Annotated in this window: 22 protein-coding genes and 1 pseudogene; 15 read left to right on the top strand and 8 right to left on the bottom strand. The window is 65.7% G+C overall.

Going from position 1 to position 25,961, the window contains the following annotated elements; genetic code table 11:
- Positions 1-12: 12 nt before the first annotated feature.
- A complete protein-coding gene (locus ACNPP0_RS25745) occupies positions 13-1,023 on the top strand; it encodes an aldo/keto reductase (protein ID WP_448707389.1) in 1,011 nt (336 codons plus the stop codon).
- On the opposite strand, the gene ACNPP0_RS25740 is transcribed toward ACNPP0_RS25745, so the two are convergent.
- Complete coding sequence (locus tag ACNPP0_RS25740) at positions 1,024-1,617, bottom strand: TetR/AcrR family transcriptional regulator (protein WP_332607881.1); 594 nt, start codon at positions 1,615-1,617, stop codon at positions 1,024-1,026.
- A gap of 217 nt (positions 1,618-1,834) precedes the next feature.
- Between ACNPP0_RS25740 and ACNPP0_RS25735 the strand changes: the two genes are divergently transcribed.
- The 3 genes from ACNPP0_RS25735 to ACNPP0_RS25725 are packed head-to-tail and all read left to right on the top strand — an operon-like array spanning position 1,835 to position 7,750.
- Positions 1,835-3,037, top strand: coding sequence for an efflux RND transporter periplasmic adaptor subunit (locus tag ACNPP0_RS25735; protein WP_448707388.1), 1,203 nt, complete (start codon positions 1,835-1,837; stop codon positions 3,035-3,037).
- Between the two features lie 40 nt (positions 3,038-3,077).
- Positions 3,078-6,227: a multidrug efflux RND transporter permease subunit gene (locus ACNPP0_RS25730; RefSeq protein ID WP_332607883.1), complete on the top strand. Its 3,150-nt coding sequence runs from the start codon at positions 3,078-3,080 to the stop codon at positions 6,225-6,227.
- Between the two features lie 5 nt (positions 6,228-6,232).
- A complete protein-coding gene (locus ACNPP0_RS25725) occupies positions 6,233-7,750 on the top strand; it encodes an efflux transporter outer membrane subunit (RefSeq protein WP_448707387.1) in 1,518 nt (505 codons plus the stop codon).
- A 49-nt stretch (positions 7,751-7,799) separates the two neighbouring features.
- On the opposite strand, the gene ACNPP0_RS25720 is transcribed toward ACNPP0_RS25725, so the two are convergent.
- Positions 7,800-9,140 (bottom strand): MFS transporter, encoded by a 1,341-nt coding sequence (locus ACNPP0_RS25720; protein ID WP_448707386.1) that lies wholly within the window; start codon positions 9,138-9,140, stop codon positions 7,800-7,802.
- Between the two features lie 128 nt (positions 9,141-9,268).
- Entirely contained in the window at positions 9,269-10,906 is a 1,638-nt protein-coding gene (locus ACNPP0_RS25715; RefSeq protein ID WP_448707385.1) for a GMC family oxidoreductase, read from the bottom strand.
- 215 nt (positions 10,907-11,121) lie between these two features.
- Between ACNPP0_RS25715 and ACNPP0_RS25710 the strand changes: the two genes are divergently transcribed.
- Positions 11,122-12,018, top strand: a complete 897-nt coding sequence (locus tag ACNPP0_RS25710) for an IclR family transcriptional regulator (RefSeq protein WP_448707384.1) — start codon at positions 11,122-11,124, stop codon at positions 12,016-12,018.
- 84 nt (positions 12,019-12,102) lie between these two features.
- Here the strand turns inward: ACNPP0_RS25710 and ACNPP0_RS25705 are convergent.
- Positions 12,103-12,483: pseudogene (locus ACNPP0_RS25705) on the bottom strand (low temperature requirement protein A); the annotation flags it as partial.
- Between the two features lie 13 nt (positions 12,484-12,496).
- Positions 12,497-12,925, bottom strand: coding sequence for a VOC family protein (locus ACNPP0_RS25700; RefSeq protein WP_332607888.1), 429 nt, complete (start codon positions 12,923-12,925; stop codon positions 12,497-12,499).
- Positions 12,926-13,121: 196 nt separating this feature from the next.
- Here ACNPP0_RS25700 and ACNPP0_RS25695 point away from each other — a divergent pair, with 196 nt between their 5' ends.
- From ACNPP0_RS25695 to ACNPP0_RS25650, 10 genes are all read left to right on the top strand, one after another.
- Complete coding sequence (locus tag ACNPP0_RS25695) at positions 13,122-13,529, top strand: carboxymuconolactone decarboxylase family protein (protein WP_448707383.1); 408 nt, start codon at positions 13,122-13,124, stop codon at positions 13,527-13,529.
- Between the two features lie 9 nt (positions 13,530-13,538).
- Positions 13,539-14,150 carry an LON peptidase substrate-binding domain-containing protein gene (locus ACNPP0_RS25690; protein WP_332607890.1) on the top strand — a complete coding sequence of 204 codons (612 nt, stop codon included), beginning with the start codon at positions 13,539-13,541 and terminating at the stop codon, positions 14,148-14,150.
- Between the two features lie 32 nt (positions 14,151-14,182).
- Complete coding sequence (locus ACNPP0_RS25685) at positions 14,183-15,064, top strand: ParB N-terminal domain-containing protein (RefSeq protein ID WP_332607891.1); 882 nt, start codon at positions 14,183-14,185, stop codon at positions 15,062-15,064.
- A 170-nt stretch (positions 15,065-15,234) separates the two neighbouring features.
- A complete protein-coding gene (locus ACNPP0_RS25680) occupies positions 15,235-15,915 on the top strand; it encodes an RraA family protein (RefSeq protein ID WP_332607892.1) in 681 nt (226 codons plus the stop codon).
- Positions 15,912-17,114, top strand: coding sequence for an aminotransferase class I/II-fold pyridoxal phosphate-dependent enzyme (locus ACNPP0_RS25675; RefSeq protein ID WP_448707382.1), 1,203 nt, complete (start codon positions 15,912-15,914; stop codon positions 17,112-17,114). Before ACNPP0_RS25680 ends, ACNPP0_RS25675 begins: the two co-directional genes overlap by 4 nt.
- A 39-nt stretch (positions 17,115-17,153) precedes the next feature.
- Positions 17,154-17,975, top strand: coding sequence for an ABC transporter substrate-binding protein (locus tag ACNPP0_RS25670; protein WP_448707381.1), 822 nt, complete (start codon positions 17,154-17,156; stop codon positions 17,973-17,975).
- Positions 17,976-18,006: 31 nt separating this feature from the next.
- Positions 18,007-18,696 carry an amino acid ABC transporter permease gene (locus ACNPP0_RS25665; protein WP_332607895.1) on the top strand — a complete coding sequence of 230 codons (690 nt, stop codon included), beginning with the start codon at positions 18,007-18,009 and terminating at the stop codon, positions 18,694-18,696.
- Positions 18,689-19,378, top strand: coding sequence for an amino acid ABC transporter permease (locus ACNPP0_RS25660; protein ID WP_332607896.1), 690 nt, complete (start codon positions 18,689-18,691; stop codon positions 19,376-19,378). The genes ACNPP0_RS25665 and ACNPP0_RS25660 overlap by 8 nt, the downstream gene beginning before the upstream one ends.
- A gap of 11 nt (positions 19,379-19,389) precedes the next feature.
- Positions 19,390-20,124, top strand: a complete 735-nt coding sequence (locus ACNPP0_RS25655) for an amino acid ABC transporter ATP-binding protein (RefSeq protein WP_448707380.1) — start codon at positions 19,390-19,392, stop codon at positions 20,122-20,124.
- A 34-nt stretch (positions 20,125-20,158) separates the two neighbouring features.
- Positions 20,159-21,118, top strand: coding sequence for a LysR family transcriptional regulator (locus ACNPP0_RS25650; RefSeq protein ID WP_332607900.1), 960 nt, complete (start codon positions 20,159-20,161; stop codon positions 21,116-21,118).
- Positions 21,119-21,204: 86 nt separating this feature from the next.
- Here the strand turns inward: ACNPP0_RS25650 and ACNPP0_RS25645 are convergent, their stop codons facing one another.
- The 3 genes from ACNPP0_RS25645 to ACNPP0_RS25635 all read right to left on the bottom strand — a co-directional run.
- Positions 21,205-21,618, bottom strand: coding sequence for an I78 family peptidase inhibitor (locus tag ACNPP0_RS25645; protein ID WP_332607902.1), 414 nt, complete (start codon positions 21,616-21,618; stop codon positions 21,205-21,207).
- Between the two features lie 157 nt (positions 21,619-21,775).
- Entirely contained in the window at positions 21,776-25,018 is a 3,243-nt protein-coding gene (locus ACNPP0_RS25640; RefSeq protein WP_332607903.1) for an error-prone DNA polymerase, read from the bottom strand.
- A gap of 10 nt (positions 25,019-25,028) precedes the next feature.
- A partial coding sequence (locus tag ACNPP0_RS25635; protein ID WP_527893042.1) for a DNA polymerase Y subunit UmuC family protein occupies positions 25,029-25,961 on the bottom strand: 933 nt, incomplete at its 5' end.

The raw sequence follows: 25,961 nt of genomic DNA, 5'->3' as shown, positions 1-25,961 counted from the left end.
AGGAATCGCCCCATGAAATACCGCCGTCTGGGTTCCAGCAACCTGCGCGTTTCGCCCCTGTGCCTGGGCACCATGATGTTCGGCGAACAAACGCCGGACGACGAGGCCGCGCGCATCGTTGCGTCGGCGCGTGACCATGGGGTGAACTTCATCGATACGGCCGACGTCTACAACGAAGGCCGCTCGGAACAGGTGGTGGGCAAGCTGCTGCAAGGGCAGCGCCACGACTGGGTGCTGGCCAGCAAGATCGGCAACGTGGTGGGCAAGGGCCCGAACCATTCGCATTATTCGCGTCAGTGGCTGATGCGCGGCGTTGAACAAAGCCTGGCGCGCATGGGCACGGATTTCATGGACATCCTGTACCTGCACCGCGACTTTCACGAAGAAAACCTGGAAGAGGCGCTGTGGGCGCTGGGCGACCTGATCCGCGCGGGCAAGCTGCGCAGTTTCGGGCTGTCGAACTTCAGGGGGTGGCGCATTGCCGAGGTGATGCGGCTTTGCGAAAAGATGGGCGTGCCGCAACCGGTGGTGTGCCAGCCGTACTACAACATGCTGAACCGCGGGCCCGAAGTTGAAATCCTGCCCGCGTGCAAGCACTACGGGCTGGGCGTGGTGCCTTACAGCCCCATCGCGCGCGGCGTGCTGACGGGCAAGTATCTGCCGGGCCAGGCGCCTGCCGCCGATACCCGCGCCGGGCGTGGCGACCGCCGCATGCTGGCCACCGAATTCCGTGAAGAGTCGCTACAGATCGCCCAGCAGCTGGTGCAGCACAGCGCCACGCGCGGCGTGCGGCCCGGGCACTTCGCGACCGCCTGGGTGTTGGCCAATCCGATCATCACCGGCGTGATCGCCGGCCCGCGCACGTTGGCGCAAATGGAAGACTATTACGCGGCGCTGGACGTCACCATTACGCCTGAAGACGAAGCCATCGTGGACGGCTGGGTCATTCCGGGCCACGCGTCCAGCCACGGCTACAACGACCCGAACTACCCGTTCTTCGGTCGCCCCGTCGCCGGCGCCTGATCAGGCCGGCGTCGCCGCAACCGGTGCGCGCACCGGTTCGCCGGCGATGCCGTGCAGCATCATCTGCTCGGCCACGGACGCAATGCCCAGCCGCGCGACGCGCCCGCGCCGCTCGGCGTCCACCATGCTGGTCACCACGCCGATGAACAGTTCCGTCAGCGCCGCCGCCGTGATGTCCACGCGGAAGGCGCCTTCGCGCTGTCCGCGCAAAAAGAACGCATCCAACGATTCCTGGTAGCCCGACCAGCTGTTCATGATGTCGGGCTGCTGCTCGTTGTCGGGCTTCCAGTTGTACATCAGGAAGGCGGTCAATTCCTTGTGCGCCATGTTCTGGTGGATCAGCGTGCGCAGCGCCTCTCGCGGTGGCGCGGTATCCAGATGGGAATCCGCCAACGCCTTCTTCATGACGTGCGCGCAATGCGTGGTAAGGCGCAGGACCAGTTGGTCCCGCGTCTGACAGAAGCGGTATAGCGTGGCCTTGCTGACGCCCACGGCCTTGGCCAGTTCCTGCAACGTGGCGCGCGGCTGGTCCACCATCGCCAATGCCAACGCCACTAAAAACCGCTCGTGCCCTTGCCCTGCGTCGTCCGCCATTGCTCGCCCCTGTCAGTGTGTCCAATCCCCATTGCCGCGTATTGGAGCATGCACGATTCAGCTTGTGCAAACTTTTGCGATTTTGACAAGTTGAGCCTTTTAAAATCTTCTTAATAATCTTTTGATAATCAAATGAACCTTTATTGATTCAAATCAATCGTTCATGTAGCATCCGCAGCTTGGTGAAAAAACAGTGCCGCGGGGCGCAAGGTAAAACATGAAGAATCAATTGAAGCGGCGCTTGCCCTTGACGGTGTTGGGTTCGGCTTTGGCCCTGGTTTTGGGCCTGGCCGGCTGCGGTGAAGCCCCCAGCCAGGCGCAGGCCGACACGCCGCGCGCGGTGCAGGTGGTGCAGGTGCAACCGCAGCGCTACGCGTTGTCCAGCACCTTGCCGGGTCGCGTGGAACCGGTGCGCGTGGCCGAAGTGCGTGCGCGCGTGGCGGGCATTGTGCTGACGCGCAACTTTGAAGAAGGCGCGGATGTGAAGGCCGGCGACGTGCTGTTCCGCATCGACCCCGCGCCGTTCAAGGCCGCGCTGTCGCGCGCCCGGGGCGAATTGGCCAAGGCCGATGCCGCTGTTGCCGATGCGCAAGCCATCCTGAAACGCTACACGCCGCTGGTGAAGATCGAAGCCGTCAGCCAGCAGGACTTCGACACCGCCACCACCACGCTGAAAAGCGCGCAGGCCGCGCGCCGGTCCGCGCAGGCCGACGTCGAAACCGCGCAGCTGAACCTCGATTACGCCACCGTCAAGGCGCCGATTTCCGGCCGCATCGGCCGGGCGCAGGTGACCGAAGGCGCGCTGGTCGGCCAGAACGAAGCCACCGTCATGGCAAAGATCCAGCAACTGGACCCCATCTACGTCGATTTCAACCAGCCCGTGGCAGACATGCTGCGCATGCGCGCGGCGTTGCAGAACGGCAGCCTGGGGCAGGGCGAGGGCGCAAGCATCTCGATCACGGTCGATGGCACGGACCAGAAGCGCAGCGGCAAGCTGCTGTTCTCGGATATTGCGGTGGACCGCACAACGGGCCAGGTGTCGGTGCGCGGCGAATTCGCCAACCCCGATGTGTTGCTGTTGCCCGGCATGTACGTGCGGGTGGAAACACAGCAGGGCGTGGACCCCGAAGCCATCCTGGTGCCGCAGCGCGCGGTCACGCGCAGCACCGATGGCAAGCCGCAGGTGATGCTGGTGGGCAAGGACGACGTGGTGGAATCGCGCCCCGTGCAGACCGGCACCATGCGCGGTTCGGACTGGCACATCGTCGACGGTCTGGCGGCGGGCGACCGCGTCATCGTGGGCGGCGTGTCGGCCGCCGTGCCGGGCCAGAAAGTCAGTGTGGCGCCGGCGGCTGAAAAGGAACGCGTCGCGGCAGCAAAGCCGGCTACAGACCCGGCTTCCGCCCCGGCCGCGAACTAAGCAGCCGCCCGTGCCCCGCGTGCATACCCAAAGGTAAATCATGTCCAAGTTTTTTATTGGCCGCCCCAATTTTGCGTGGGTGGTGGCCATCTTCATTTCGCTGGCGGGCCTGTTGGCGATTCCGTCGCTGCCGGTGTCGCAGTTTCCGGTGGTGGCGCCGCCCCAGGTGACGATTGCCGCCACCTATCCCGGCGCGTCCGCTTCGGTGCTGGTCGATTCGGTGACGAGCGTCATCGAAGAAGAGCTGAACGGTGCCAAGAACATGCTGTATTACGAATCGTCCAGCAGTTCCAGCGGCAGCGCTGAAATCACCGTGACGTTCGAACCGGGCATGGACCCGGACCTGGCGCAGGTTGACGTGCAGAACCGCATCAAGAAGGCCGAAGCGCGCCTGCCGTCGGCGGTAACGCAGCAGGGCTTGCAGGTGGAGCAGGCCAGCTCGAACTTCCTGATGATTTACGCCCTGACGTACAAGGGCGAAGACGCGCACAAGGACGTGGTGGGCTTGTCCGACTACGCCGCGCGCCACATCAACAACGAAATCCGCCGTGTCAAAGGCGTGGGCAAGGTGCAGTTCTTTGGCGCCGAAGCGGCCATGCGCGTGTGGATCGACCCGCAGAAGCTGCTGGGCGTGGGCCTGTCGGTGGCGGACGTCAACGCGGCCATCGCGGCGCAAAACGTGCAGGTGCCCGCCGGCAGTTTCGGCAGCCGCCCCGGTTCGCCCGAGCAAGAACTGACGGCCACGCTGGCGGTGAAGGGCATGCTGGATTCGCCGGAAGAGTTTGGCAACATCGTGCTGCGCGCGAACGCGGACGGCTCGGTGGTGCATCTGGCGGACGTGGCGCGGCTGGAAGTCGGCCGCCAAAGCTATGACTTTGAAACCCGTTTGAACGGCAAGAAGTCGGTGGGCGCGGCCGTGCAGCTGGCCCCGGGCGCCAACGCCATCGACACGGTCAAGGCCGTGAAGGCGCGTTTGCAGGAATTGTCCGCCTCGTTCCCCGAGGACGTTGAATTTTCGGTGCCGTTCGATACGTCGCAGTTCGTCAGCGTGGCCATCACCAAGGTCGTGCACACCTTGCTGGAAGCCATGGTGCTGGTGTTCCTGGTGATGTTCCTGTTCTTGCAGAATTTCCGCTATACGCTGATTCCCACCATTGTCGTGCCGGTGTGCCTGCTGGGCACGTTCGCGGTGATGTCGGTGCTGGGCTTCTCGGTCAACATGATGACGATGTTCGGCATGGTGCTGGCCATCGGCATCCTGGTGGACGACGCCATCGTGGTGGTCGAAAACGTGGAACGCATCATGGCCGAAGAGGGCCTGCCGCCGCGTGAGGCCACCATCAAGGCGATGGAGCAGGTGTCGGGCGCCATCGTCGGTATCACCTTGGTGTTGTCCGCCGTGTTCCTGCCGCTGGCGTTCATGAGCGGCTCGGTCGGCGTGATCTACCAACAGTTTTCGTTGTCGCTGGCGGTGTCGATCCTGTTCTCGGGCTTTTTGGCACTGACGTTCACGCCCGCCTTGTGCGCGACGTTTCTCAAGCCCATCCCCAAGGGGCACCACGAAGAAAAGAAGGGCTTTTTCGGCGGTTTCAACCGTATGTTCAACCGCCTGACCGGCCGCTTCGAAGCCTTGAACTCGCGCCTGGTCAAGCGCACCGGCCGCTATATGGTGATCTACGTCGCCATCGTGGCGGTGCTGGCCGTGCTGTATGTGCGCGTGCCGGAATCCTTCGTGCCGGCCGAAGACCAGGGCTATGTCATCGTGGACGTGCAGTTGCCCCCGGGCGCTACCTACAAGCGCACCGACAAGGTCGTGGCGGACGTCGAGCAGCACCTGATGTCGCTGGACGCGATGGGCGATGCCTTCACCGTGATGGGCTTCAGCTTTTCGGGCACCGGCCAGAACGCGGGCATTGCCTTTCCCACGCTGAAGGACTGGTCCGAACGCGGCAAGGGCCAAGCCGCGTCCGATGTGGCCGCAAGCGTGAACCAGCGCTTCGCGGCGATTGACGACGGCTCGATCATGGCGGTGAACCCGCCGCCCATCGACGGCCTGGGTAATTCGGGCGGCTTTGCGCTGCGCCTGCAAGACCGGGGCGGGCTGGGGCGCCAGGCGCTGACCGATGCGCGCAACCAGCTGCTGGCCAAGGCCAACAGTTCGCCCGTCATCGCCTACGCCATGATGGAAGGGCTGGCCGACGCGCCGCAATTGCGCCTGGACATCGACCGCCAGAAGGCCGAGGCGCTGGGCGTGGGCTTTGACACGATCAGCACGGCGATCTCGTCCGCCTATGGCTCGGCCACCGTCAACGACTTTGCCAACGCCGGGCGCTTGCAGCGCGTGGTGGTGCAGGCCGACGTGCGCGACCGCATGACGCCCGAGAGCATCCTGATGCTGAACGTGCCCAACAAGTCTGGCGGCATGGTGCCCTTGTCGGCCTTCGTCAAGACCGATTGGGAAAACGGCCCCGTGCAGATTTCCCGCTACAACGGCTACCCCGCGTTCAAGATCGCGGGCGACGCGATGCCGGGGCACAGTACGGGCGAGGCCATGGCCGTCATTGAAAAGATCGTTTCCGAATTGCCCCACGGCATCGGCTACGAATGGACCGGCTTGTCGTATCAGGAAAAGTTTGCCGGGGCGCAGGCGCCCATGCTGTTTGCGCTGGCGTTCCTGGTGGTGTTCCTGCTGATGGTCGCGCTGTATGAAAGCTGGGCCATTCCGGCGTCGGTGATGCTGATCGTACCGATCGGCGCGCTGGGTTCGGTGTTGGCGGTGACGGTGCTGGGCATGTCCAACGACGTGTATTTCAAGGTGGGCCTGATCACCATCATCGGCCTGGCGGCCAAAAACGCGATCCTGATCGTGGAGTTTGCCAAGAGCCTGCTTGAGCAGGGCCACTCGCTGGCGGACGCCGCCATCCAGGCCGCCAAGCTGCGCTTTCGCCCCATCGTGATGACGTCGTTGGCGTTCATCCTGGGCGTGGTGCCGCTGGCGTTGGCCAGTGGCGCGGGCGCGGCCAGCCAGCGCGCCCTGGGCGTGGGCGTGATCGGCGGCATGCTGACCGCCACCTTGCTGGGTGTGATTTTCGTGCCCATTTTCTTTGTCTGGGTGCTGTCGCTGCTGCGCAAGAAGGGTGGGCAGCCCGCCCCGGACGCCTTGCCCGCCCAGCGCGCGACCCAGGAGTGAACGTGATGATGCAGACTTTTTATCCCCGCGGCCTGGGCGCGCTGCTGCTGACGGCCGCGCTGGCCGGGTGCTCGATGGCGCCGGTCTACCAACGGCCGGATGCGCCGATCCCGACGCAGTTTCCGGCTGACGGAAACCCGGCTGGGCAAGCATCGGAAGGGACCTCGGCCAATCCATCGGCCAATGCCTTCCCATCCGCCGCCGGCACGCTGGATTGGCAGACCTTCGTCACCGACGACGCGCTGCGCCAACTGGTGGCGCTGGCGCTGGACAACAACCGCGACCTGCGCCAGGCGGTGCTGAATATTGAAGCGGCCCGCGCGCAATACCGCATCGAGCGCGCCGACCGGCTGCCGGGTATCAACGCGCAAGGCTCGGGCACGCGTCAGCGGGTGCCGGGCGACCTGAACAGCACGGGTAGTTCCGCCGTGCAAAGCAGCTATCAGGCGGGCATCGGGCTGACCTCGTTCGAGATCGACCTGTTTGGCCGTGTGCGCAGCCTGTCGGACGCGGCGCTGCAAACGTATCTGGCCACCGAGGAAACCGCGCACGCCACGTGCATCAGCCTGGTGGCGGAGGTGATTCAGGCGTATCTCACGCGTGACAGCGCGATGCGCAAGATGCAGGTCACCGAACAAACGCTGGCCAGCCGCGAGGCGTCGCTGAACCTGATCGTCAAGCGGCGCGAGGCCGGCACCGCCACGGCGCTGGACTATCAAGAAGCGCTGGGCCTGACCGAGCAGGCGCGCGCCGAACGCGAGCGCATGGAACGCGAAGTGCGGCAGGCCGGCAACGCGCTGGGCCTGTTGGTGGGCGTCAACGACCTGCGCCCGTATCTGCCCGCGCAGCGGACCACGTCCAACGTGCTGGTGCAGGACATCGCGGCGGGCGCGCCGTCGGAATTGCTGGAGCGCCGGCCGGACATTCTGGCCGCCGAACACGAGCTGCGTTCCCGCAATGCCAGCATCGGCGCGGCGCGCGCGGCGTTCTTTCCCAGCATCACGCTGACCGGCTTGTACGGCTCGTCCAGCGCCGACTTGTCCAACTTGTTCGACGGCGGGCAGCGCGCGTGGTCGTTCATGCCGCAGATCACGTTGCCGATCTTCTCGGGCGGGCGCAATGTGGCCAACCTGGACCTGGCGACGGTGCGCAAGGACATTGCCGTTGCCAAGTACGAAGCGACCATCCAGACGGCGTTCAAGGAAGTGGCCGACGCCCTGGCCGCCACCGACACCTTGCAACGCGAAGCCGCGTCGCGCCGGGCGTTGGCCGAGTCCAGCCAGGAAGCCATGCGCTTGTCGGAAGCGCGGTATCGCGGCGGCGTTGACAGCCACCTGCGCTATCTGGACGCGCAGCGCAGCGCCTTCACAGACCAGTTGACGTACATCGAGGTCAGCACGCAGCGGCAGATTGCGCTGGCGACCCTGTTCAAGGCGCTGGGTGGCGGCTGGCCCGGTGTGCAGGCGCCGCATGCCGGCGCCGGCGGGGCGGCGGCCACCAGCGCCGACCCCGCTGTGCGGTAGGCAACGCAATCAGGTAGCCTGGGTCGACCGTATCCCAGGCGGCCTGACCTCACGCCTTGCGCCATCCCGCGCCGGGAATCGGCGGCGCCGTGTTGCCGGTGGCTTCGGTCACCGGCTTGCCGCGCCCGATCAGCCAGGCGCACCACGCCGAGACCGCGCCGGCGAACAGCACGTACAGGCAGATCAGCCACGGCTGCCCGCCGCCCGTCTTCAGTAAGGCCGTGGCAATGATGGGCGTGATGCCGGACGCAAAGATGCCCGAGAACTGATACACGAATGAAATCCCCGTGTAGCGGACCTTGGCGTCGAACAGTTCGCAGAACAGCGCCGCTTCGGGGCCGTAGACGGCGGCGTAGAAGATGCCGAACGGGATGATGATGGCCAGCCAGATCAGCATCACGCTGCCCTGGCTGTTCAGCATCAGCCAGAAGCCGGGGAAGGACGCCAGCGCGGTAATCAGCGAGCCCCAGAAGTACACGCGGGTGCGGCCGATGCGGTCGGACAGCCGGCCGAAGAACGGAATGAAAAAGCACATCACCAGCGCGGCGGCCATCACGCCCGTCAGCGCCTCGGTGCGCGTGATCTGCACGGTTTGCGTCAGGTACGAAATCGAAAACACGCCGAACACGTTGAAGAACACGCCATCGATATACCGCGCGCCCATGCCTTTGAAGACGTTGCCCGGGTAACGCTTGAGCATGTCGAAAAACGGAATGCGGCTTTCGGCGTTGTTCGCCTTTACCGCCGTGAACTCGGGCGTTTCCTTGATGTTCAGGCGGATGTACATGCCCACCAGCACCATGGCGGCCGACGCCAGGAAGGCAACGCGCCATCCCCAGGCCATGAACTGTTCGTCGGTCAGCAAGGTCGACAAGAGCGCCACGGTGCCCGATGCCAGGCACAAGCCGATCGCCAGGCCGATCTGAGGCAGCGACGCGTAAAAGCCCTTTTTGCCGGGTGGCGCGTATTCATAGGCCATCAACACCGCGCCGCCCCATTCGCCGCCCAGTCCGATGCCCTGGAACACGCGCAGCAGCAGCAACAGAATGGGCGCCCATAGCCCGATGGTTTCGTAGGTGGGCACCAGGCCGATCAGGAAGGTGGACACGCCCATGATCATCAGCGTCATCACCAGCATGCTCTTGCGCCCGATGCGGTCGCCAAAGTGGCCGAAGATCAGCCCGCCCAGCGGCCGTGTCACAAAGCCCACCGCGAAGGTGGTGTAGGCCAGCATGGTGGACACCAGCGGGTCGCCCGTGGGGAAGTACAGCTTGTTGAACACGATGCCCGCCACGACACCGTACAGGAAGAAGTCGTACCACTCGATGGTGGCGCCGATCAACGATGCGGTGACGACCTTGCGTACCGCGGCTTCGTTTTGCTTGGACATTGCAGTCTCCTTTGGTGAAGGCGGGGGCGCTTCTGCCGGCGCCCGCGTGCCGGTCTGACTTCAGGTTCGTCGTTCACATCCTTATTGATCGCATCCGACAAGCGGCCGCAAAGTCAGCCGCCATCGCATCAAGCGGCGACCAGATCCGCGCGCCGCCGTGCCAGCTTGAAATCTTCCAGCATGAAATCGGCCGCGCGTTCGGCCAGCATCACCACGGGTGCGTTGGTGTTGCCCGACACCAGCGTGGGCATTACCGAACAGTCCACCACGCGCAGGCCCTGCACGCCGTGCACGCGCAGGCGTTCGTCCACTACCGCCAGGGCGTCGCTGCGTGGACCCATCTTGGCGGTGCCCGACGGGTGGAAGATGGTGGCGCCGTATTCGCGGCAGAAATGCAGGATCTCGTCGTCGGTGCGTACGTCGGGCCCGGGCCGGAATTCGCGCTTCATCAGCGATGCCAGCGGTTCGGTGGCCGCCAACAGCCGCGCGTGCTTGACGGCGGCCACGGTCATGCGGCGGTCCAGTTCGGTGGACAGGTAGTTCGGCTGCATCGATGGCGGTTCGAACGGGTCGGCCGCGCGCAGCCGCACGTAACCGCGCGATGACGGGCGCAGCTGGCAGACCGAATACGTGCACCCGGAAAACGGATGCACCTTGCCCCCGGCCATGTCGGCGGACAAGGTGGCGAAGTGGTATTGCGTGTCGGGCGTGCGGCTGGCGGGATCCACCCGGCAGAACATCCCACCCTGGTTGATGCCGACCGCCAGCGGGCCGCTTCGGAACAGCAGCCATTGCAGGCCCATGCCCACACGCCCGTGCAAGCTGCGCAGCTGGTCATTGGTGGTGATGGGCTGGGTGGTTTCATAGATCAGCCGGATCTGAAGGTGGTCTTGCAGGTTTTCGCCCACGCCGGGCAGGTCGCGCACGACGCGGATGCCGAACTGGCGCAGCAACGCGGCCGGGCCCACGCCGGACAGTTGCAGCAGCTGGGGCGATTGCAGCGCGCCGGCGCACAGCACCACTTCGCGGCGCGCGCGCAGCGTGCGCACTTGCCCGCCTTGCCGGTATCGCACCCCGCAGGCGCGTCCCCCTTCGAACAGGATGGCCATGGCATGCGCATCGGTTTCCACGCGCAGATTGGGCCGGTCCTGCGCGGGCCGCAGGTAGGCCACGGCCGTGGAGCAGCGGCGGCCGCGCCGCGTGGTCAGCTGGTAGTAGCCCACGCCTTCTTGCTCGCCCGTGTTGAAGTCCTGCACGTGGGGCACGTCCATCGTCCGCGCGGCGGCGATCATCGCTTCAACCAAAGGGTGAGGCGTTTTGATGGACGTGGCGCTCAAGGGGCCGTTCACGCCGCGGGTCGGCCCCGCGCCCAGGTCGTTGTCTTCCAGTTTGCGAAAGTAGGGCAGGCAGTCGTCCCAGCCCCAGCCGGGGTTGCCCGCGCGTTCCCAGGCGTCGTAGTCGGCGCGCTGGCCACGGATGTAGATCAGGCCGTTGATGGCGCTGGAGCCGCCCAGGGTGCGGCCGCGCGGCCAGTAGATGCGCCGGCCCAGCATGTTGGGGTCGGGGTCGGTGTAGTAGCCCCAGTTCACCACTTTGTGGAACATGGTCTTGCCGTAGCCGATGGGAATGTGGATCCACGGGCAGGTATCCCGGGGGCCGGCTTCCAGCAGGCAGACGGCGTGCGCGCCATCGGCGCTAAGCCGGTTGGCCATCACGCATCCGGCCGAGCCGGCGCCCACCACGATCACATCCACGGTATCGGACATATCGCCTTGTCTCCCTGTCGTCGCATCGCCGTCGCGGCCGTCGTCACCGGTTTCCCACGCGATGGTGACGGCGCGTTTTCCCTGCTTGTCGCGGCGGGATGCACTTATATACTGGTTCGATCCGGCCGGTTTGCGTTGCGCACCCGGCCGTCATCTGTGGCGATTCTAGGAAGCAGGCGCGTAGAACAAAGCACAACACGCGTGGGGGCGGACAAATGGAACGGAACATGCAACTTCGGTTTCAAAATCGCAGTGCAGCATCGGCGCCGGAGCCGCCGGGCGCGGTGGGGCCGCAACAGCAACAGCAACAGCAACAGCAGCAACAGCAGCAACAGCAGCAACAGCACCAGGAGGCAGCGCGCTCGTTGCGGGCCTTGCTGGTGCTGGACCATCTTGCGCGCGCCCAGCATCCGCCCACCCTGGCGCAGCTTGCGCAGCGGCTGGACATGCCCAAGTCGACCTTGATGCGCCTATTGGCGGCGATGCAGCGCGCCGGCTTCGTCGCGGCCACGCCCACCGAACAGGGCTATGTGCCGGGGCCGCAAGCCACGTCGCTGGCGCTGGCCACGTTGCGCGCCTCGGCCTTTACCCGCGCCTGCCGCGCGGTGCTAGCGCAACTGGTCGGCACGCTAGGCGAAACCTGCAACTTGACGGCGCCCGACGGCGACCGCGTGGTCTATATGGAACGCGTCGAAACGTCGGAGCCCTTGCGGCTGTTTTTCGCCGTGGGCAGCCATGTGCCGATGCACTGCACCGCCAGCGGCAAGCTGTTTCTGGCGTCGATGAACCGGCTGGAACGTGGCCGCGTGCTGGCGCGGCTGACACTGACGCGCAACACGCCGCGCACCTTGACGGACCCGACGCAGTTGGAAGAAGAACTGGAACGCCTGGCCGCGCGCGGCATCGGCATCGATAACGAGGAATTCGTGCGTGGCATGAGCGCGGTGGCGGTGCCGGTGAAAGACGCCGAGGACCGCGTGGTGGCGGCCGTGGCCTGCCACGCGCCCACGGCGCGCGTCATGCTGGACGACCTGCTGCGTGCCGTGCCCGTGCTGCAACGCGCGGCGCAATCGCTGCACGAGGTGCTGGCGCTGCATCGCCCGGGCGTGTGACGCGGCGTTGCGGCATCGGTGGACGCGCGGGTCGGTGCGGCGACAGCCCGTCGCAAGGCCGCCCAATGCTTGCGCGCTGGACGGCTACACGGTGACGGGCGAGGCCGCCCGGCGCCGCGACAGGCTTTCCCACACCGCCACCAGCATCATGATCAGCGTGGTCAGCCCGCCCACCATCAGGCTGTCGGTAACGGTGGACAACGGCGCCAGCACCGCCAGCAACACCAATCCGGCCACGTGCGATAGCGGAAAGCGTGCGTACACCACCGTCTTGTAGATGCCGTTGCCCAGCAGGTACAGCGCAGGCCACCCCAGCAATGCGGCGGCGGCCGGCGTGGTGATGCGGCCGTCGGGGTGCAGGATGACCAATTCGTTGGCCACCGCCGAGACGATCACGCCCGCGATCAAGATCACATGCACGTAGTGAAAGATGGCGCCCATGCGGCCCGGGTCGCTGGAATGCACGGGGTCCGACGCCTCAGTGCGTCATCTTGCCGCCGCTGACCATCCAGCGCGTGCCGTAGCGGTCCACCAGCGCGCCGTACGCCTCGGCCCAGAACGTCTTTTGCAGCGGCATGGTCACGTTGCCACCTTCGGCCAGTTGGTCGAATACCCGTTGGGCATCGGACACGGTGGGGTACAGCAGCGCCAGCGCCATGCCTTTCTTGCCCGTGTACGGGTGGCCGCTGGTGGCGTCGCTGCCCAGCAGCGTCTGTTCGTCCAGCGCAAGGCGGGCGACCATGATGCGCTCGGCGTCCTCGGGGGCCAAGGCGGGCATGGCGGCATCGGCGGGCGCGTCGGCGTAGCGGATCAGGGCGTCAAGGCGTCCGCCCAGCACGCGCTCGTAAAAGCGCATGGCGTCGGCGCAGTTGCCGTCAAAGCTGAGATAGGCGGATAGCTGGGGCATGATGGTTCCTGGTTCGAAGGCGGACAGCTGCTGGAAACGCCGTCGCACTATGATGGAAGGCCCGACCCGCAAAACCGCACGGCCCGGCAACCTACGCACTGTAGCCGGTTGGGAAGGATGCCGGGCCGCCATGTGGGTGGAAGCGCAGCTGAAATTCACGGCTTGAACCCCCACGGCTTCATAAAGGAATGGCGACATGAGCACGGTAAAACTGCTGACGGACGACGAGGTCCGCAAAAGCCCCGAAGCATGGGCAGTGTTCGAAGACATCCGATCCACACGCAAGTCGGATTTCGTGAACAACTTCTGGCGCGCGCTGGCCAACGACCCGGCGCAATTGCAGCGCGTGTGGTCGCAACTGAAACAGGTCATGGTCGTCGAAGGCGAGCTGCCGCCGCTCGTGCGCGAGATGATCTACATTGCCGTGTCCACGGCCAACGGTTGCTCTTACTGCGTGCATTCGCACACGGCGTCGGCCAAGGCCAAGGGCATGACGCGCGGCCAGCACGCCGAACTGCTGGCGGTGATCGGCATGGCGGCGCAGACCAACGCCATGGTGACGGCCATGCAGGTGCCGGTGGACGCCGCCTTCCACATCAACTAGGAGCCGGCCATGGCGCTGATTCCGCTGTTCCCCTTATCCAACGCGCTGTTTCCCGCCGGCGTGCTGCATCTGCGCATTTTCGAGGTGCGCTATCTGGATATGATCCGCCGCTGCATCGCGGAGGGTAGCGAGTTCGGCGTGGTGGGTTTGCTGGCCGGCAACGAAGTGCGTTCGCCGGAGGGCATCGAGACGCTGGCGCCGGTCGGCACACTGGCGCGCATCGTGGCGTGGGACGCGCCCATGCCCGCCTTGCTGCAAGTGCGCTGTATTGGCGGCAGCCGGTTCCGGCTGCTGTCCAGCAAGGTGGCAAAATACGGCCTGTGGATGGGCCAGACCGAGCCCATCGCCGACGACCCGCCCACGACCGTGCCGGCGTCCATGCAGCCCAGCGCCGACGCCTTGGGCCGGCTGGTGGCGCAATGGCAGCAAGAGGGCGTGCCGCCGGACAGGATGCCGCTTGCGCCGCCGTTCCGGCTGGACGACAGCGGCTGGGTGGCGGATCGCTGGTGCGAACTGCTGCCCCTGCCACCGGATGACAAGGCCCGGTTGCTGGGGCTGGCGGACCCGGTGGCACGGCTGGCGGCGGTTCAGGATCTGCTGCGTGGCCAGGGGCTGACGTAGCGGTGCTAGGCAAGATAAACCAATTGGACACCATGGAAATCAGGATTGACGAGGGCCTGCGCGCCTATATAGACCCGTTGACGGAAGACGAGCACGAGGCGCTGGAACGCAGTCTGCTTGCCGAGGGCTGCCGCGATGCGCTGGTGTTGTGGGGCGATTTGCTGGTGGACGGCCACAACCGTTATGCCTTGTGCAAGAAGCACGGCATCGAATTCCAGACGCGTCAGAACACCACGTTCAAGTCGATGGAAGACGTGCACCTGTGGATGATTGAAAACCATCTGGGCCGACGTAGCGTGTCGGACTTCCAGCGCGGCGTGCTGGCGTTGCGCAAAAAAGAAATCCTGCTGGCGCGCACGCCGCCGGAAGCCGCGACGCCGCCAGAAGCCGAAGCGGACGGGTCCCCGCCTTGGGACGAAACCGACGCGCCGCCCAGCGTGGATGGCGCCCCGCGCCTGCCGCCCAATATCTCGTGGACGCCGCCCGTGCCCAGCCGCCAGGCGCTGGCGCGCGCCGCGCGCATCAGCAGCAATACGCTGGGCCAGATCGAGAAAATCCAAAAGGACGCCGCGCCCGAACTGGTGCGTGCCGTGAAAGAGGGCGCCATTTCGATCAACGCCGCCGCGGCAGTGGCCTCGTTGCCGCCCGAGCGCCAGGCGGCGGCGGTGGCCGGCGGCAAGAAGGAACTGCAACAGGCGGCGCGCGAAGTGCGTCTGGCCAAGGCGCCGCCGCCACGTGAAGCCCCGCCTGAAGTCCCCATCGAGCACATCGAGGATCTGCCTGCCGAAGTGGCCCGCCTGCGCGGGGTGCTGGCCCGCATCACCGAAGAACGCGACCAGCTGAAAAAGAAGGTCATGCACCTGACAATCGCACTGTCAGAGGCGCGGGGCGCGAACAACGGCGGGGATGATTGATCGGGGGCGATCAAGGTTGATCACGAATCAGGGATAACCCTAGAGCCTTGGATATAAGAAAAAAATTCGTGATCCGCTGGGAATTTATATCGTTTTGAGGAAAGGCTTCGGGGGCCTTGTAATGCGTATTCGCTTAACCGCTAGACGCATCCACCCCCTTCGACTTTCTTATGACTCCCATCGGATTTCGCATTCTTTCCCGCTCGGCGCCGGCCGTGGCCGCCGACGTACTGGCCGGCTTCGCCGATATCGGCTCTGCCCAGATCAGTGACTGCATGAATCGCCTTTACGGCGTGGCGGACCTGCGTCCGATGCACGGCGGCACGCGCCGCATGGTCGGCCTGGCGCTTACCGTGAAGACGCGGCCGGGCGATAACTTGATGATCCATCAGGCAATTTCCATGGGTGGGGCGGGCGACGTCATCGTGGTCGATGGCGCCGGCGACACCAGCAACGCGTTGGTCGGCGAACTGATGATGATGGACGCGCAGTCGCGCGGCATCGCGGGTTTTGTCATCGACGGCGCGGTGCGCGATGTGGACGTCTTTGGCCAAGGCGAATTCGGCTGCTTCGCGCGCGGCGTGGCGCACAAGGGCCCCTACAAGGACGGCCCGGGTGAAATCAATGTGGCGGTATCCGTGGGCGGGCAGGTCGTTAACCCCGGGGACGTCGTCGTGGGCGATGCCGATGGCGTGGTGGTGATTCCCGCCGAACACGCGGCCGCCGTGCTGGCATTGGCGCAAAAGAAAGAAGCTGACGAAGCCGTGGCCAAGGACAAGCTGCGCGCGGGTACGTACACCAAACCCTGGTTGGCCAAGACCATTCTTGAAAAAACCGGGGGCGCACAATGAGCATCATTGCCGACCGCATCAAGCGCATCAAGCTGTCGCCCAGCGTTGCCGCGCGCGCCATCATTGCGCAGGTGCGCGAACAGGGCCGCCGCATTATCGACCTGACCATAGGCGAGCCTGATTTCTCGACGCCCGAACATATCCGCCAGGCGGCCACCGCCGCGATGAACCGGGGCGAAACCAAGTACCCGCCCGCGCAGGGCACCGTGGCGTTGCGCCGGGCCGCCCGCGCGCAGCTGCGGGATGCGACCGGCGTGGACTATCCCGTGGCGCAGATCATCGTCAGCACCGGCGCCAAGCAGGTGATTTTCAATGGCCTGGCCGCCACGCTCAATGACGGCGACGAGGTCCTGATCCCCGCCCCGTTCTGGGTGTCGTACCCGGATATGGTGCTGGTCAATGGCGGGGTGCCGGTGGCGGTGAAGACGTCTCCCGCGTCGGACTACAAGGTCACGCCGCAAGCGCTGGAAGCCGCCATTACGCCGCGCACCAAGTGGCTGATGATGAACGCGCCCAGCAACCCCACGGGGTCCGTCTATACCGCCGAGGAATTGCGCGGGCTGACCGAAGTGCTCAAGCGCCATCCGCATGTCTGGTTAATGACGGACGACATCTACGCCCGCCTGAATTTCACGGGCGAACCGACGGTGCATCCGTTGCAGGTGGCGCCCGAGCTGGCCGACCGCACGCTGGTGGTCAACGGCGTGTCCAAGGCGTATGCCATGACGGGCTGGCGCATCGGCTACGGCGCCGGGCCCGACGAACTGATCAAGGCGATGGCGATACTGCAATCGCAAAGCACGTCCGGCGCGTCGTCGGTCAGCCAGGCTGCCGCGCTGGAAGCGCTGTCGGGCCCGCAGGATTGCGTGGCGGAATTTGCGCGGGTCTTTCAGCAACGGCGCGACCTGGCCGTGGCCGAGCTGTCCGGCGCGCCGGGGCTGACCATCGTGGTGCCGCAAGGCGCGTTCTATGTGTTTCCGGATTGCTCGGGCCTGCTGGGCAAGAAGACGCCCTCGGGCGAGGTGATCGCCAGCGACACCGACCTGACGCATTACCTGTTGCGCGAAGCCGGCGTGGCCGTGATCGACGGCAACGCCTATGGCGCACCGGGCACGTTCCGTTTGTCGTTCGCGGCGTCGATGGACGATATCAAGCAAGGATGTTCCGCGATCCGCGAGGCCTGCGCCAAGCTGTCGTGAACGCCGATTGACCAACACAACATACAAGGGGAATCATCCATGAAAAGCCACACTTTCTTTGCCGCCTGCCTGGGCCTGGCCACGCTGGCCGTGGGCGCTGCCGCGCAGGCAGACCAGGTCGACGACATCAAGGCGCGCGGCGAGCTGGTTTGCGGCACGCTGGGCACGTCGCAGCCGTTCAGCTTCCAGGACGGCGCCACGCGCCAGCTGGTGGGCTATGACGTGGACGTGTGCAAGCTGGTTGCCGACAAGCTGGGCGTGAAGATCAGCTACAAGCTGCTGTCGGTGGCGGCCCGCGTGCCGGAACTGAACGAAGGGCGCGTGGACATTCTGGCCGCCAACCTGGGCTATTCGCCGGATCGCGCCGAGCAGATCGCGTTCAGCCACGCCTATTACGTCAGCCCGCAAAAACTGCTGGTGCGCAAGGACTCGGGCTTTGATTCCATTGACGCGCTGAACGGCCGCCGCATCGGCGCCACCAAGGGTTCCAGTTCGGAACGCGAGATCAAGCGCATCCTGAACAAGTCGCAAGTGATTGGTTATGGCGACAGTTCGGCCACCTATCTGGCCTTGCAGCAAAAGAAGGTGGACGCGCAGTTTGCCTCCGAACTGGTGCTGGTGCGGCTGGTGCTGCAAAGCCCGCCCACGGCGCCCGTCAGCGTGATTGCCAAGTCGGTGTTCGACGAGCCCTGGGGCCTGGGCGTGCGCAAGTCCGAACCGCGCATGCTGCAAACGGTGAACCAGGCCCTGGACGAAGCCGAAAGCTCGGGCGCCGCCGCCAAGCTGTTCGACAAGTGGTTTGGCCCGGCCACCCCCTACAAGCTGGAGCGCAGTTTCAAGATCGGCCCCATCGCCGGCTGATGGCCGCGCAACCGCCAGGGGCCGATGCGTTATGAGCCTGTTAGACGCTTCCCAATACCAGCTGCTGTTAAGCGGCATGGTGGTCACCGTGCAACTGTTCTTCGTTGCGTGGATCATGGCCTTCGCCATCGCGGTGACGCTGGTCGTGGTGCGCGCCACCAACCTGGCGCCGTGCCGCTGGGTGGTGGACGCCTATGTCGAATACCACCGCAACGTGCCGCTGTTGGTGCAGGTGTTGTTCTGGTATTTCGGCATGCCCGAACTGCTGCCCGAAGGGCTGCGAATGTGGCTCTACGATCACAACGCCGAGATGTCGCTGGCGGCAATTGCGCTGGCGCTGGGGTCGGCCGCGTACATCGCCGAAGACATCCGCAGCGGCCTGCGCGCCATACCGTGGACGCAGTTCGAGGCGGCGCGCGCGCTGGGCGCCAGCTACCTGCAATGCATGCGTTTCGTGATCGTGCCGCAGGCGCTGCGCATTTCCATTCCGCCCTTGGTCGGCCGCGCGTTGCTGCTGTTCAAGAACACCAGCGTCGCGATGGCGATCGGCGTGATGGAACTGACGTACCAGGCGCGCGAGATCGAAAACGAAACCTACCGCACCTTCGCCACCTTCGGCGCGGCCACGATCATGTATCTGCTGGGATCGTTCCTGATCATGGCGGTGGGGTCGCGCATCTACGCCCGTTATCGTCTGAATCGTGGAGGCCACGGTGCTTGATCTGCTGTCGCAATACTGGCCGACGCTGCTGGTCGGCCAATACCCCAACGGGCCCCTGGGCGGTCTGGCCCTGACGCTGATCCTGGCGGCGCTGGGGCTGCTGATGTCCTTGCCGCTGGCGCTGCTGATTGCGCTGGCCCGCGTCAGCCCGTTCGGCGCGCTGCGCGTCGCCAGCAAGGCGCTGGTCAACATGGTGCGCGGCATGCCGCTGCTGATGCTGATCTTCTGGGCGTACTTCGTGGTGCCCAAGCTGACGGGGCAGGTGGTCAGCGGTTTCTGGACGCTGATTTTCGCGCTGGTGGTCTACGAAAGCGCCTATCTGTCCGAGGTGATCCGGTCGGGCATCGAGGCGGTGCCGCGCGGCCAGATCGAGGCGTCCCGGTCGCTGGGCGTGGGCTACTGGACCACGATGCGCAAGGTGGTGCTGCCGCAGGCGCTGTTCAACGTGTTGCCCAGCATGACCAGCCAATTCGTGTCCACGATCAAGGAAACGTCGCTGGGCTACGTCATCAGCGTCAATGAACTGACGTTTGCCGCCAACCAGATCAACAATTTGGTGCTGACCCAGCCGCTACAGGTGTTCGGCATCCTGGCCATCATCTATTTCCTGGTGTGCTTCAGCCTGAGCCGCGGCTTGAGCTGGCTGGACCTGCATATCCGCCGCGCGCGCGCCATGGCATAACGGAACGAATCATGATCAAGCTTGAAAAAGTGAACAAGTGGTATGGCGACCATCACGTGCTGAAAGACGTCGATCTGGCGGTGGCGCGTGGTGAAGTGCTGGTGGTGTGCGGGCCGTCGGGTTCGGGTAAATCGACGATGATCCGCACGGTGAACCGGCTGGAGCCCATCGAAAAAGGCCGCATCCTGATCGACGGGGCCGACATCTATCAAAAGGGCGCCAACCTGAACGCGCTGCGCCAGAAGATCGGTTTTGTGTTCCAGCAGTTCAACCTGTTTCCGCACATGAGCGTGCTGGAAAACGTGATCTTCGCGCCGGTCAACATCCGCAAGCAGCCGCGCAAGCATGCGGTTGAACTGGCGCGTGCCTTGTTGGAACGGGTAGGGCTGTTGAACAAGATCGATGCCTATCCGGGTTCGCTGTCGGGCGGCCAGCAACAGCGCGTGGCAATTGCCCGTGCGTTGGCGTTGCAGCCGCCGGTGATGTTGTTCGACGAGCCGACCAGCGCGCTGGATCCCGAAATGGTGGGCGAGGTGCTGCAAGTGATGAAGGGCCTGGCCAAGGACGGCATGACGATGGTCTGCGTGACGCACGAAATGGGCTTCGCGCGCGACGTCTGCGACCGTGTCGTCTTCATGGATGGCGGCGAGATCCTGGAGGTGGATACGCCCGAGCGCTTTTTCAGCGCGCCGTCGCATCCGCGCGCGCAGCGCTTCCTGGCCGACATCCTGCATCCGCGCGGCTAGCGCCGCCCGCCGCGATGGTAACGTGAGGGTTTCCATGCGTTTCGCCTCGACCGCCGCGATGTACACCCTTAAACAGCTAGAGGCTTTTTACTGGAGCTCCGAACTCGGCAGCTTCAGCGCATCTTCCCGAAAACTGCACACGACCCAATCGGCGGTGGCCAAGCGGGTGGGCGAACTCGAAGCCTTTGCGGGCTCGCCCTTGTTCGAGCGGCGCGCCAAGAAACTGGTGATGACGCCGCAAGGCCGCAAGCTGTTCGAACTGGCGCGCGAGATGCTGGACCTGAACAGCCGCATCGTCCAGAACATGGCCGACCCCGCCAGTTTCGAAGGCGTGGTGCGGCTGGGCGTGACCGAACTGGTCGGCATGACCTGGCTGGCGCGGCTGATCAACCAGATCAGCCAGCGTTACCCGCGCGTGCAGCTGATGCCCGAGATCGACGGTGGCATCACGCTGTACGAACGGCTGGAACAAGACCAGCTTGACCTGGCCATCATGCCGGGGCCTTTCTGGAGCTACCAATACGACTGCACGCACCTGGGCGCCGTCACCAACGTCTGGATGGCCAGCCCGGCGCTGGACATCGATTTCCAGGCGCGCTTGTCACCCCAGGACCTGGCGCCGTATCCGGTGATTTCGCAGCCGACCAATTCCGCGCTGTCGCATCTGTATGACGCGTGGTTCGCGGAACAGGGCTTGCCCGTCAAGCGGGTGCTGACCTGCAACAGCCTGGGGATGATGGCGCAGTTGACGATGCTGGGGCTGGGGATCAGCTACCTGCCCGGCGCCTACTTCGCGCCGCTGGTCGAGCGCGGCGCGCTGTGCCGGTTGAATGTGCAGCCGGATCTGCCCACGATCAATTACTACGCGGTGCACAAGAAAAACATCGTCAACCCGATCGTGTCGCGGGTGATCGACATTGCGCGCGAGGAATGCGCGTTCGAGGTGGCGGGGGCGTTCCTGCCCCACGTGCCACCCACGCCGCCCGCGGCCTGAGGCGGCCGGCAGGGGCGCAAGATGGCGGGCAGTGGGGCGGTGATGGCCGCGATGGCGGGCGCCGTCCTGCCTTGGATGCCGCTGGATCAGCCGCAGCGAATCGCGGTCATGACGTCTTTGTCATCCACGATCAGGTTCAAGCGGGTGGCGTTGTATTCCATGGTCACGAGTTGGCCAGGGCGCAAAATGCGCGCCGTGCTGCTGCCGCTGCGGGTACGCAGGTCTTCCATGGTAGAGGTGGTGGCCTTCTGGCCGATCTGCGATTGCAGCGCGGCCGCATCGCAAGTCTTGGTGCCATAGCCAGGCATGGCCGAGCCGCCTGCCGCCCCGCCATAGGATGATCCGCCGAAAGTAGAGCCGCCGGACGCGCTGGACGCGCCGGAAGAGGAAGACGCGCTGGAGGAGCTGGATGCCGACGACGCGCCGGACGAAGACGTCCCGGTATTGGCGCATGCGGTCAGGCTGGCAATCAGAAGGAAAGGGATCAGCTTGCGGATCATGTAAAGCTCCTTACAACTACTCGACGACGAAAAAGCCATGATAGACCAGCCGTGGCGCGCTGTAATCAGGGATCAGCGAGCACCGTAAATCCGATCGACTTTGGCGTGGGTTCCCCTGGCGGGCAAGGCGATTCCAGAGGTTGACAAGCGCGTGACGTCAATGAAAATTCCGGCTATGCGCCGCCAGGCCACCCAGCAGGTCGGACAGGTCCACCAGGCGTTGGGCGATCAGGTGGCGGATGCCGTCGACGCTTTGCCAGGTGCCGTAGACGCCCAGCAGTTTGGCGCCGAGTAGTTCGCGGCGTTGGCGTTCGATCAGGTCGGGGCGGACGACGACGTTGACGGGGCCGGTTTCGTCTTCCAGGGTTACGAAGATGACGCCCTTGGAGGTTTGTGGCCGTTGGCGCACGGTGACGATGCCGCAGGCGCGGGCGACGCGTTTGTCGGGGTAGCCGTTCAGGACCTCGGCGGGTTGGAAGTTGCGGGCGGCCAGTTGGGGGCGTAGCAGCGCGACCGGATGGCTGTGCAGCGTCAGGCCCAGGCTGCGATAGTCGGCGGCCACGGTCTGGCTTTCGGACGGGGCCGACAGCTGGGGCGCCTGCGTTTCGACGATGGCGGCGTCGCGCAGCAGGTCCCGGCTTTGTACGCTGGCGGCGGCTTCCCAGCTGGCTTGGCGGCGGTGGCCGGCCAGCGTGCGCAGCGCGTCGCCGGCCGCCAGCACGTTCAGGTCGTGGCGGTTCAGCGTGGCGCGGCGGGCCAGGTCGCCGGTGTCGGTAAAGGGCGCCTCCACGCGTGCCTGTTCGATGCGCCGGGCGGCGTCTTCGCGCATGCCTTGCAGCAGGTTCAGGCCCAGCCGCACGGCCGGGCGCGCTTCGTTGGAAGGCGGCGAATGCGGGCGGGGGCGGCGCTGGGCGCCGGGGTGGTCCGCGGGCAGGGTTTCCAGCGCGGATTCCCAGCCACTGACGGTGACGTCGGCGGGCAGCACGCAGACGCCGTGGCGGCGGGCGTCCTGCACCAGTTGCGCGGGGGCGTAGAAGCCCATGGGTTGGGAATTGAGCAGGGCGGCCAGGAAGGCTTCGGGTTCGTGGCGCTTGAGCCAGGAACTGAAGTACGCCAGCAGGGCGAAGCTGGCGGCATGGCTTTCCGGGAACCCGTATTCGCCAAACCCCTCGACCTGCCGGAACAGCGCTTCGGCGAATTCCAGCTTGTAGCCGTGCGCCAGCAGGCCACCCACCAATTTGATGCGGAATTTGTCCACGCCGCCCTTGCGTTTCCAGGCGGCCATGGACCGCCGCAACTGGTCGGCCTCGCCAGGGGTGAAGCCGGCGGCCACCACGGCAATCTGCATCACCTGTTCCTGAAAGATGGGCACGCCCATAGTGCGGCTGAGCACGCCGCGGACCTTCTCGCTGGGATAGGTTTCGGCTTCCTTGCCCTGGCGGCGGCGCAGGTAGGGGTGGACCATGCCGCCCTGGATCGGGCCGGGGCGCACGATGGCCACCTGCACGACCAGGTCGTAGTATTTGCGCGGGCGCAGGCGGGGCAGCATCGTCATCTGCGCGCGCGATTCGATCTGGAACACGCCCACCGTGTCGGCCTCGCAGATCATGTCGTAGGTGGCTTCGTCGCCTTCGGGTATGTCTTGCAGGGCCAGCGGCCGGCCCCGGCGCCGGCCGGCCAGTTCCAGCGTGCGGCGCAAGGCGGACAGCATGCCCAGCGCCAGCACGTCCACTTTCAGCAGTTTCAGCGCGTCCAGGTCGTCTTTGTCCCATTGCACGACGCTGCGGTCCTGCATGGCGGCGTTTTCAATGGGCACCAGCCGCGACAGCTTGCCGCGTGAAATCACGAAGCCGCCGGGGTGCTGCGACAGGTGGCGCGGAAAGCCCATCATGGTTTGCGCCAGCGACGCCCATTGGCGCGCCACACGCGATTCCGGGTCCAGTCCGCAGGTGCCCAACGTGCGCAGCATTTCCTTTTTGCCGTCCCACCATTGATGGGCGCGCGCCACGGCGTCGATGACGCCCAGGTCCACGCCCAACGCGCTGCCGGTGTCGCGCAGCACGCTGCGCGGCCGGTACGAGATGACCACGCCGGTCAGGGCGGCGCGGTCGCGTCCGTATTTGTCATAGATGTATTGGATGACTTCTTCGCGGCGCTGGTGTTCGAAGTCCACATCGATGTCGGGTGGTTCGTTGCGTTCCTTGCTGATGAAACGTTCAAACAGGTTGTTGCCTCGGGCCGGATCGACGGCGGTGATGCCCAGGCAATAACAGACGGCTGAGTTGGCGGCGGACCCCCGGCCCTGGCACAGGATGCCCTGGCTGCGCGCGTACTGGACGATGTCGTAGACGGTCAGGAAATACGCTTCGTAGTGCAGCTCGCCGATCAGGTCGAGTTCTTTTTCGATCTGGGCTTCCACGTTTTCCGGGACGCCGGCGGGAAAGCGGCGGAGGGCGCCGGCCAGGGTTTCCTGGCGCAGATAAGAGGCGGGCGTGTGGCCGGCCGGCACGACCTCGTCGGGGTATTCGTAGCGCAGTTCGTCCAGCGAAAACGCGCAGCGGCGCGCCACCACCAGGGTCTGCGCCAGTGCGTCGGGCGGATACAGGTTGGCCAGGCGCATGCGGGTGCGCAGATGCTGTTCGGCGTTTTCGGACAATTCATAACCGCACTGGGCGACGGTCTGGCGGGTGCGGATGCCGGCCAGCGTGTCGTGCAGGGGCTTGCGCGACCGCACATGCATCTGCACCTGGCCCACCGCCACGACGGGCAGCTCGGCCTGGCGGGCGGCATGTTCGACGGCGGCGCGGTGCTGGTCGTCGCGCGACCGGTACAGCAGGTTCAAACCGACCCAGGCGCGGGTGGGAAACACGCGTGCCAGCCAGCGCGCCTGCTCGGCCAGGCGGTCGGCGTCGGTGCCGTAGGCGGGCGTCAGGATGGCCAGGCATTCCGGTAACTGGCGCAGGTGTTCGTAGCCCTTGGGCGGCTGGGTCAGGTCTTCAGGGGCCAGCCGGTATTCGCCCTTGGGGGCGCGGGTGCGGGCCAGCGTGATGAGTTCGGACAGGTTGCCGTAGCCTTCGCGGGTTTGCGCCAGCAGGGTCAGGCCCAGCGGCGCGGCGTCGGGCGCGGCGCGCAGCTGGAACGTGGCGCCGATGATCAGCGGCAGCTTCTGGGTCTTGGCTTCCATGTGGGCGCGCACCACGCCGGCCAGCGAGCATTCGTCGGTCAGCGCCAGCGCGGCGTAGCCGAGTTCCGTCGCGCGCGCGACCAGTTCTTCCGGATGCGAGGCGCCTTGCAGGAAGGAAAAGTTCGACTGGCATTGCAGCTCGGCGTAGCCGGGCAGGGTGGCCAACGCGGCGGGGTCGGAGGGGTCGGCGGTGGGGTCGTAGGGATCGTCCTGCATGGGTCTGGCCTTAAGCGTAAAGCCCGTGCAGGAACCAGCGCGCGTGTTCCGCGTCGCGTTCGCGGTAGATCCAGTAGCGCGCGGCCGCCGCATCTTCGGCAACGAAGTAATCGCGCACGGTCAGGGCCGGGTCCCACCAGCCGCTTTCGATGCGTTCCGGCCCGCGCACCAGCCGCAGCGGCTGGCCGCCGTACTGGGGGCGATGGCCCGACAGTTTCAAGGCCAGCGGTGTTTCCAGCAGCCAGAAGGGGCGGTCCAACAAGGGCGGCAGGGGCTGGGGCGGGCGCGGGGTGGTCAGCGCGTCGCCCCAGGAATTGGCGGCTTCGGGGCGGTGGTCGGGCGTGGGATGGGCGTGGCGTACCTGGTCGCGGCCCAGCCGGGCCACCAGCAGATCCAGCAGCCGGGCGTGGTCGGCCGCAGTGCCGCCGGGCTCAGGGAACAAGGTGGTGCTGACGGCGGGCTGTTCCACGGTGTCGGGCGCCAGCAGCGACACGGCGATGACGGGCGCTTCCAGCGTGACGTGGTTCAGCTTTTCGCGCAGCAGGTGCAAGATCTGCGGCGCCTGCCAGACCGGTTGCGCCAGCGCCAGTTCCAGTTCGGTGGGCGGCCGGGCATGGCGGCCGCGTTCGTGTTCCATGCAGAGCACCACGCGCCGCACTGCCAGTTGCCGGGCGGTAAGCCAGCCGCCCAGTTGTTCGGCCAGGCGGCGCGCCACCGCCAGCACGGCGTCGGTGTGCTCGACGTAGTCCATGAGCTCGATGCGCCGGGAAAACTGGTTGGGCGGTTCGATCCAGCGATACAGTTCGGGCGCCTGGCCATAGGCGGCGTCCAGCGCCGGCAGAAGGTCGGGCGCGCTGCGCCGTTGCAGGCCGGCGCGCGGCAGGGCGCGCAGGTCGGCCAGGGTATGGCAGCCGATGTCGCCCAGCCAGTCCAGCCGCGCCTG

This window comes from Achromobacter semiaridum, from assembly GCF_053543755.1.
Note: the sequence above shows the minus strand (reverse complement) of the source record. Positions and strands in the feature narration are given on the sequence as shown.

What these genes read in the sequence shown, in the direction of transcription:
- ACNPP0_RS25645 (WP_332607902.1), bottom strand. Translation starts at nt 21,618, where the DNA reads ATGATCCGCAAGCTGATCCCTTTCCTTCTGATTGCCAGCCTGACCGCA.
- ACNPP0_RS25665 (WP_332607895.1), top strand. Translation starts at nt 18,007, where the DNA reads ATGAGCCTGTTAGACGCTTCCCAATACCAGCTGCTGTTAAGCGGCATG.
- ACNPP0_RS25740 (WP_332607881.1), bottom strand. Translation starts at nt 1,617, where the DNA reads ATGGCGGACGACGCAGGGCAAGGGCACGAGCGGTTTTTAGTGGCGTTG.
- ACNPP0_RS25680 (WP_332607892.1), top strand. Translation starts at nt 15,235, where the DNA reads ATGACTCCCATCGGATTTCGCATTCTTTCCCGCTCGGCGCCGGCCGTG.
- ACNPP0_RS25710 (WP_448707384.1), top strand. Translation starts at nt 11,122, where the DNA reads ATGGAACGGAACATGCAACTTCGGTTTCAAAATCGCAGTGCAGCATCG.
- ACNPP0_RS25695 (WP_448707383.1), top strand. Translation starts at nt 13,122, where the DNA reads ATGAGCACGGTAAAACTGCTGACGGACGACGAGGTCCGCAAAAGCCCC.
- ACNPP0_RS25720 (WP_448707386.1), bottom strand. Translation starts at nt 9,140, where the DNA reads ATGTCCAAGCAAAACGAAGCCGCGGTACGCAAGGTCGTCACCGCATCG.
- ACNPP0_RS25670 (WP_448707381.1), top strand. Translation starts at nt 17,154, where the DNA reads ATGAAAAGCCACACTTTCTTTGCCGCCTGCCTGGGCCTGGCCACGCTG.
- ACNPP0_RS25735 (WP_448707388.1), top strand. Translation starts at nt 1,835, where the DNA reads ATGAAGAATCAATTGAAGCGGCGCTTGCCCTTGACGGTGTTGGGTTCG.
- ACNPP0_RS25730 (WP_332607883.1), top strand. Translation starts at nt 3,078, where the DNA reads ATGTCCAAGTTTTTTATTGGCCGCCCCAATTTTGCGTGGGTGGTGGCC.
- ACNPP0_RS25675 (WP_448707382.1), top strand. Translation starts at nt 15,912, where the DNA reads ATGAGCATCATTGCCGACCGCATCAAGCGCATCAAGCTGTCGCCCAGC.
- ACNPP0_RS25650 (WP_332607900.1), top strand. Translation starts at nt 20,159, where the DNA reads ATGCGTTTCGCCTCGACCGCCGCGATGTACACCCTTAAACAGCTAGAG.
- ACNPP0_RS25690 (WP_332607890.1), top strand. Translation starts at nt 13,539, where the DNA reads ATGGCGCTGATTCCGCTGTTCCCCTTATCCAACGCGCTGTTTCCCGCC.
- ACNPP0_RS25655 (WP_448707380.1), top strand. Translation starts at nt 19,390, where the DNA reads ATGATCAAGCTTGAAAAAGTGAACAAGTGGTATGGCGACCATCACGTG.
- ACNPP0_RS25715 (WP_448707385.1), bottom strand. Translation starts at nt 10,906, where the DNA reads ATGTCCGATACCGTGGATGTGATCGTGGTGGGCGCCGGCTCGGCCGGA.
- ACNPP0_RS25745 (WP_448707389.1), top strand. Translation starts at nt 13, where the DNA reads ATGAAATACCGCCGTCTGGGTTCCAGCAACCTGCGCGTTTCGCCCCTG.
- ACNPP0_RS25640 (WP_332607903.1), bottom strand. Translation starts at nt 25,018, where the DNA reads ATGCAGGACGATCCCTACGACCCCACCGCCGACCCCTCCGACCCCGCC.
- ACNPP0_RS25685 (WP_332607891.1), top strand. Translation starts at nt 14,183, where the DNA reads ATGGAAATCAGGATTGACGAGGGCCTGCGCGCCTATATAGACCCGTTG.
- ACNPP0_RS25725 (WP_448707387.1), top strand. Translation starts at nt 6,233, where the DNA reads ATGATGCAGACTTTTTATCCCCGCGGCCTGGGCGCGCTGCTGCTGACG.
- ACNPP0_RS25700 (WP_332607888.1), bottom strand. Translation starts at nt 12,925, where the DNA reads ATGCCCCAGCTATCCGCCTATCTCAGCTTTGACGGCAACTGCGCCGAC.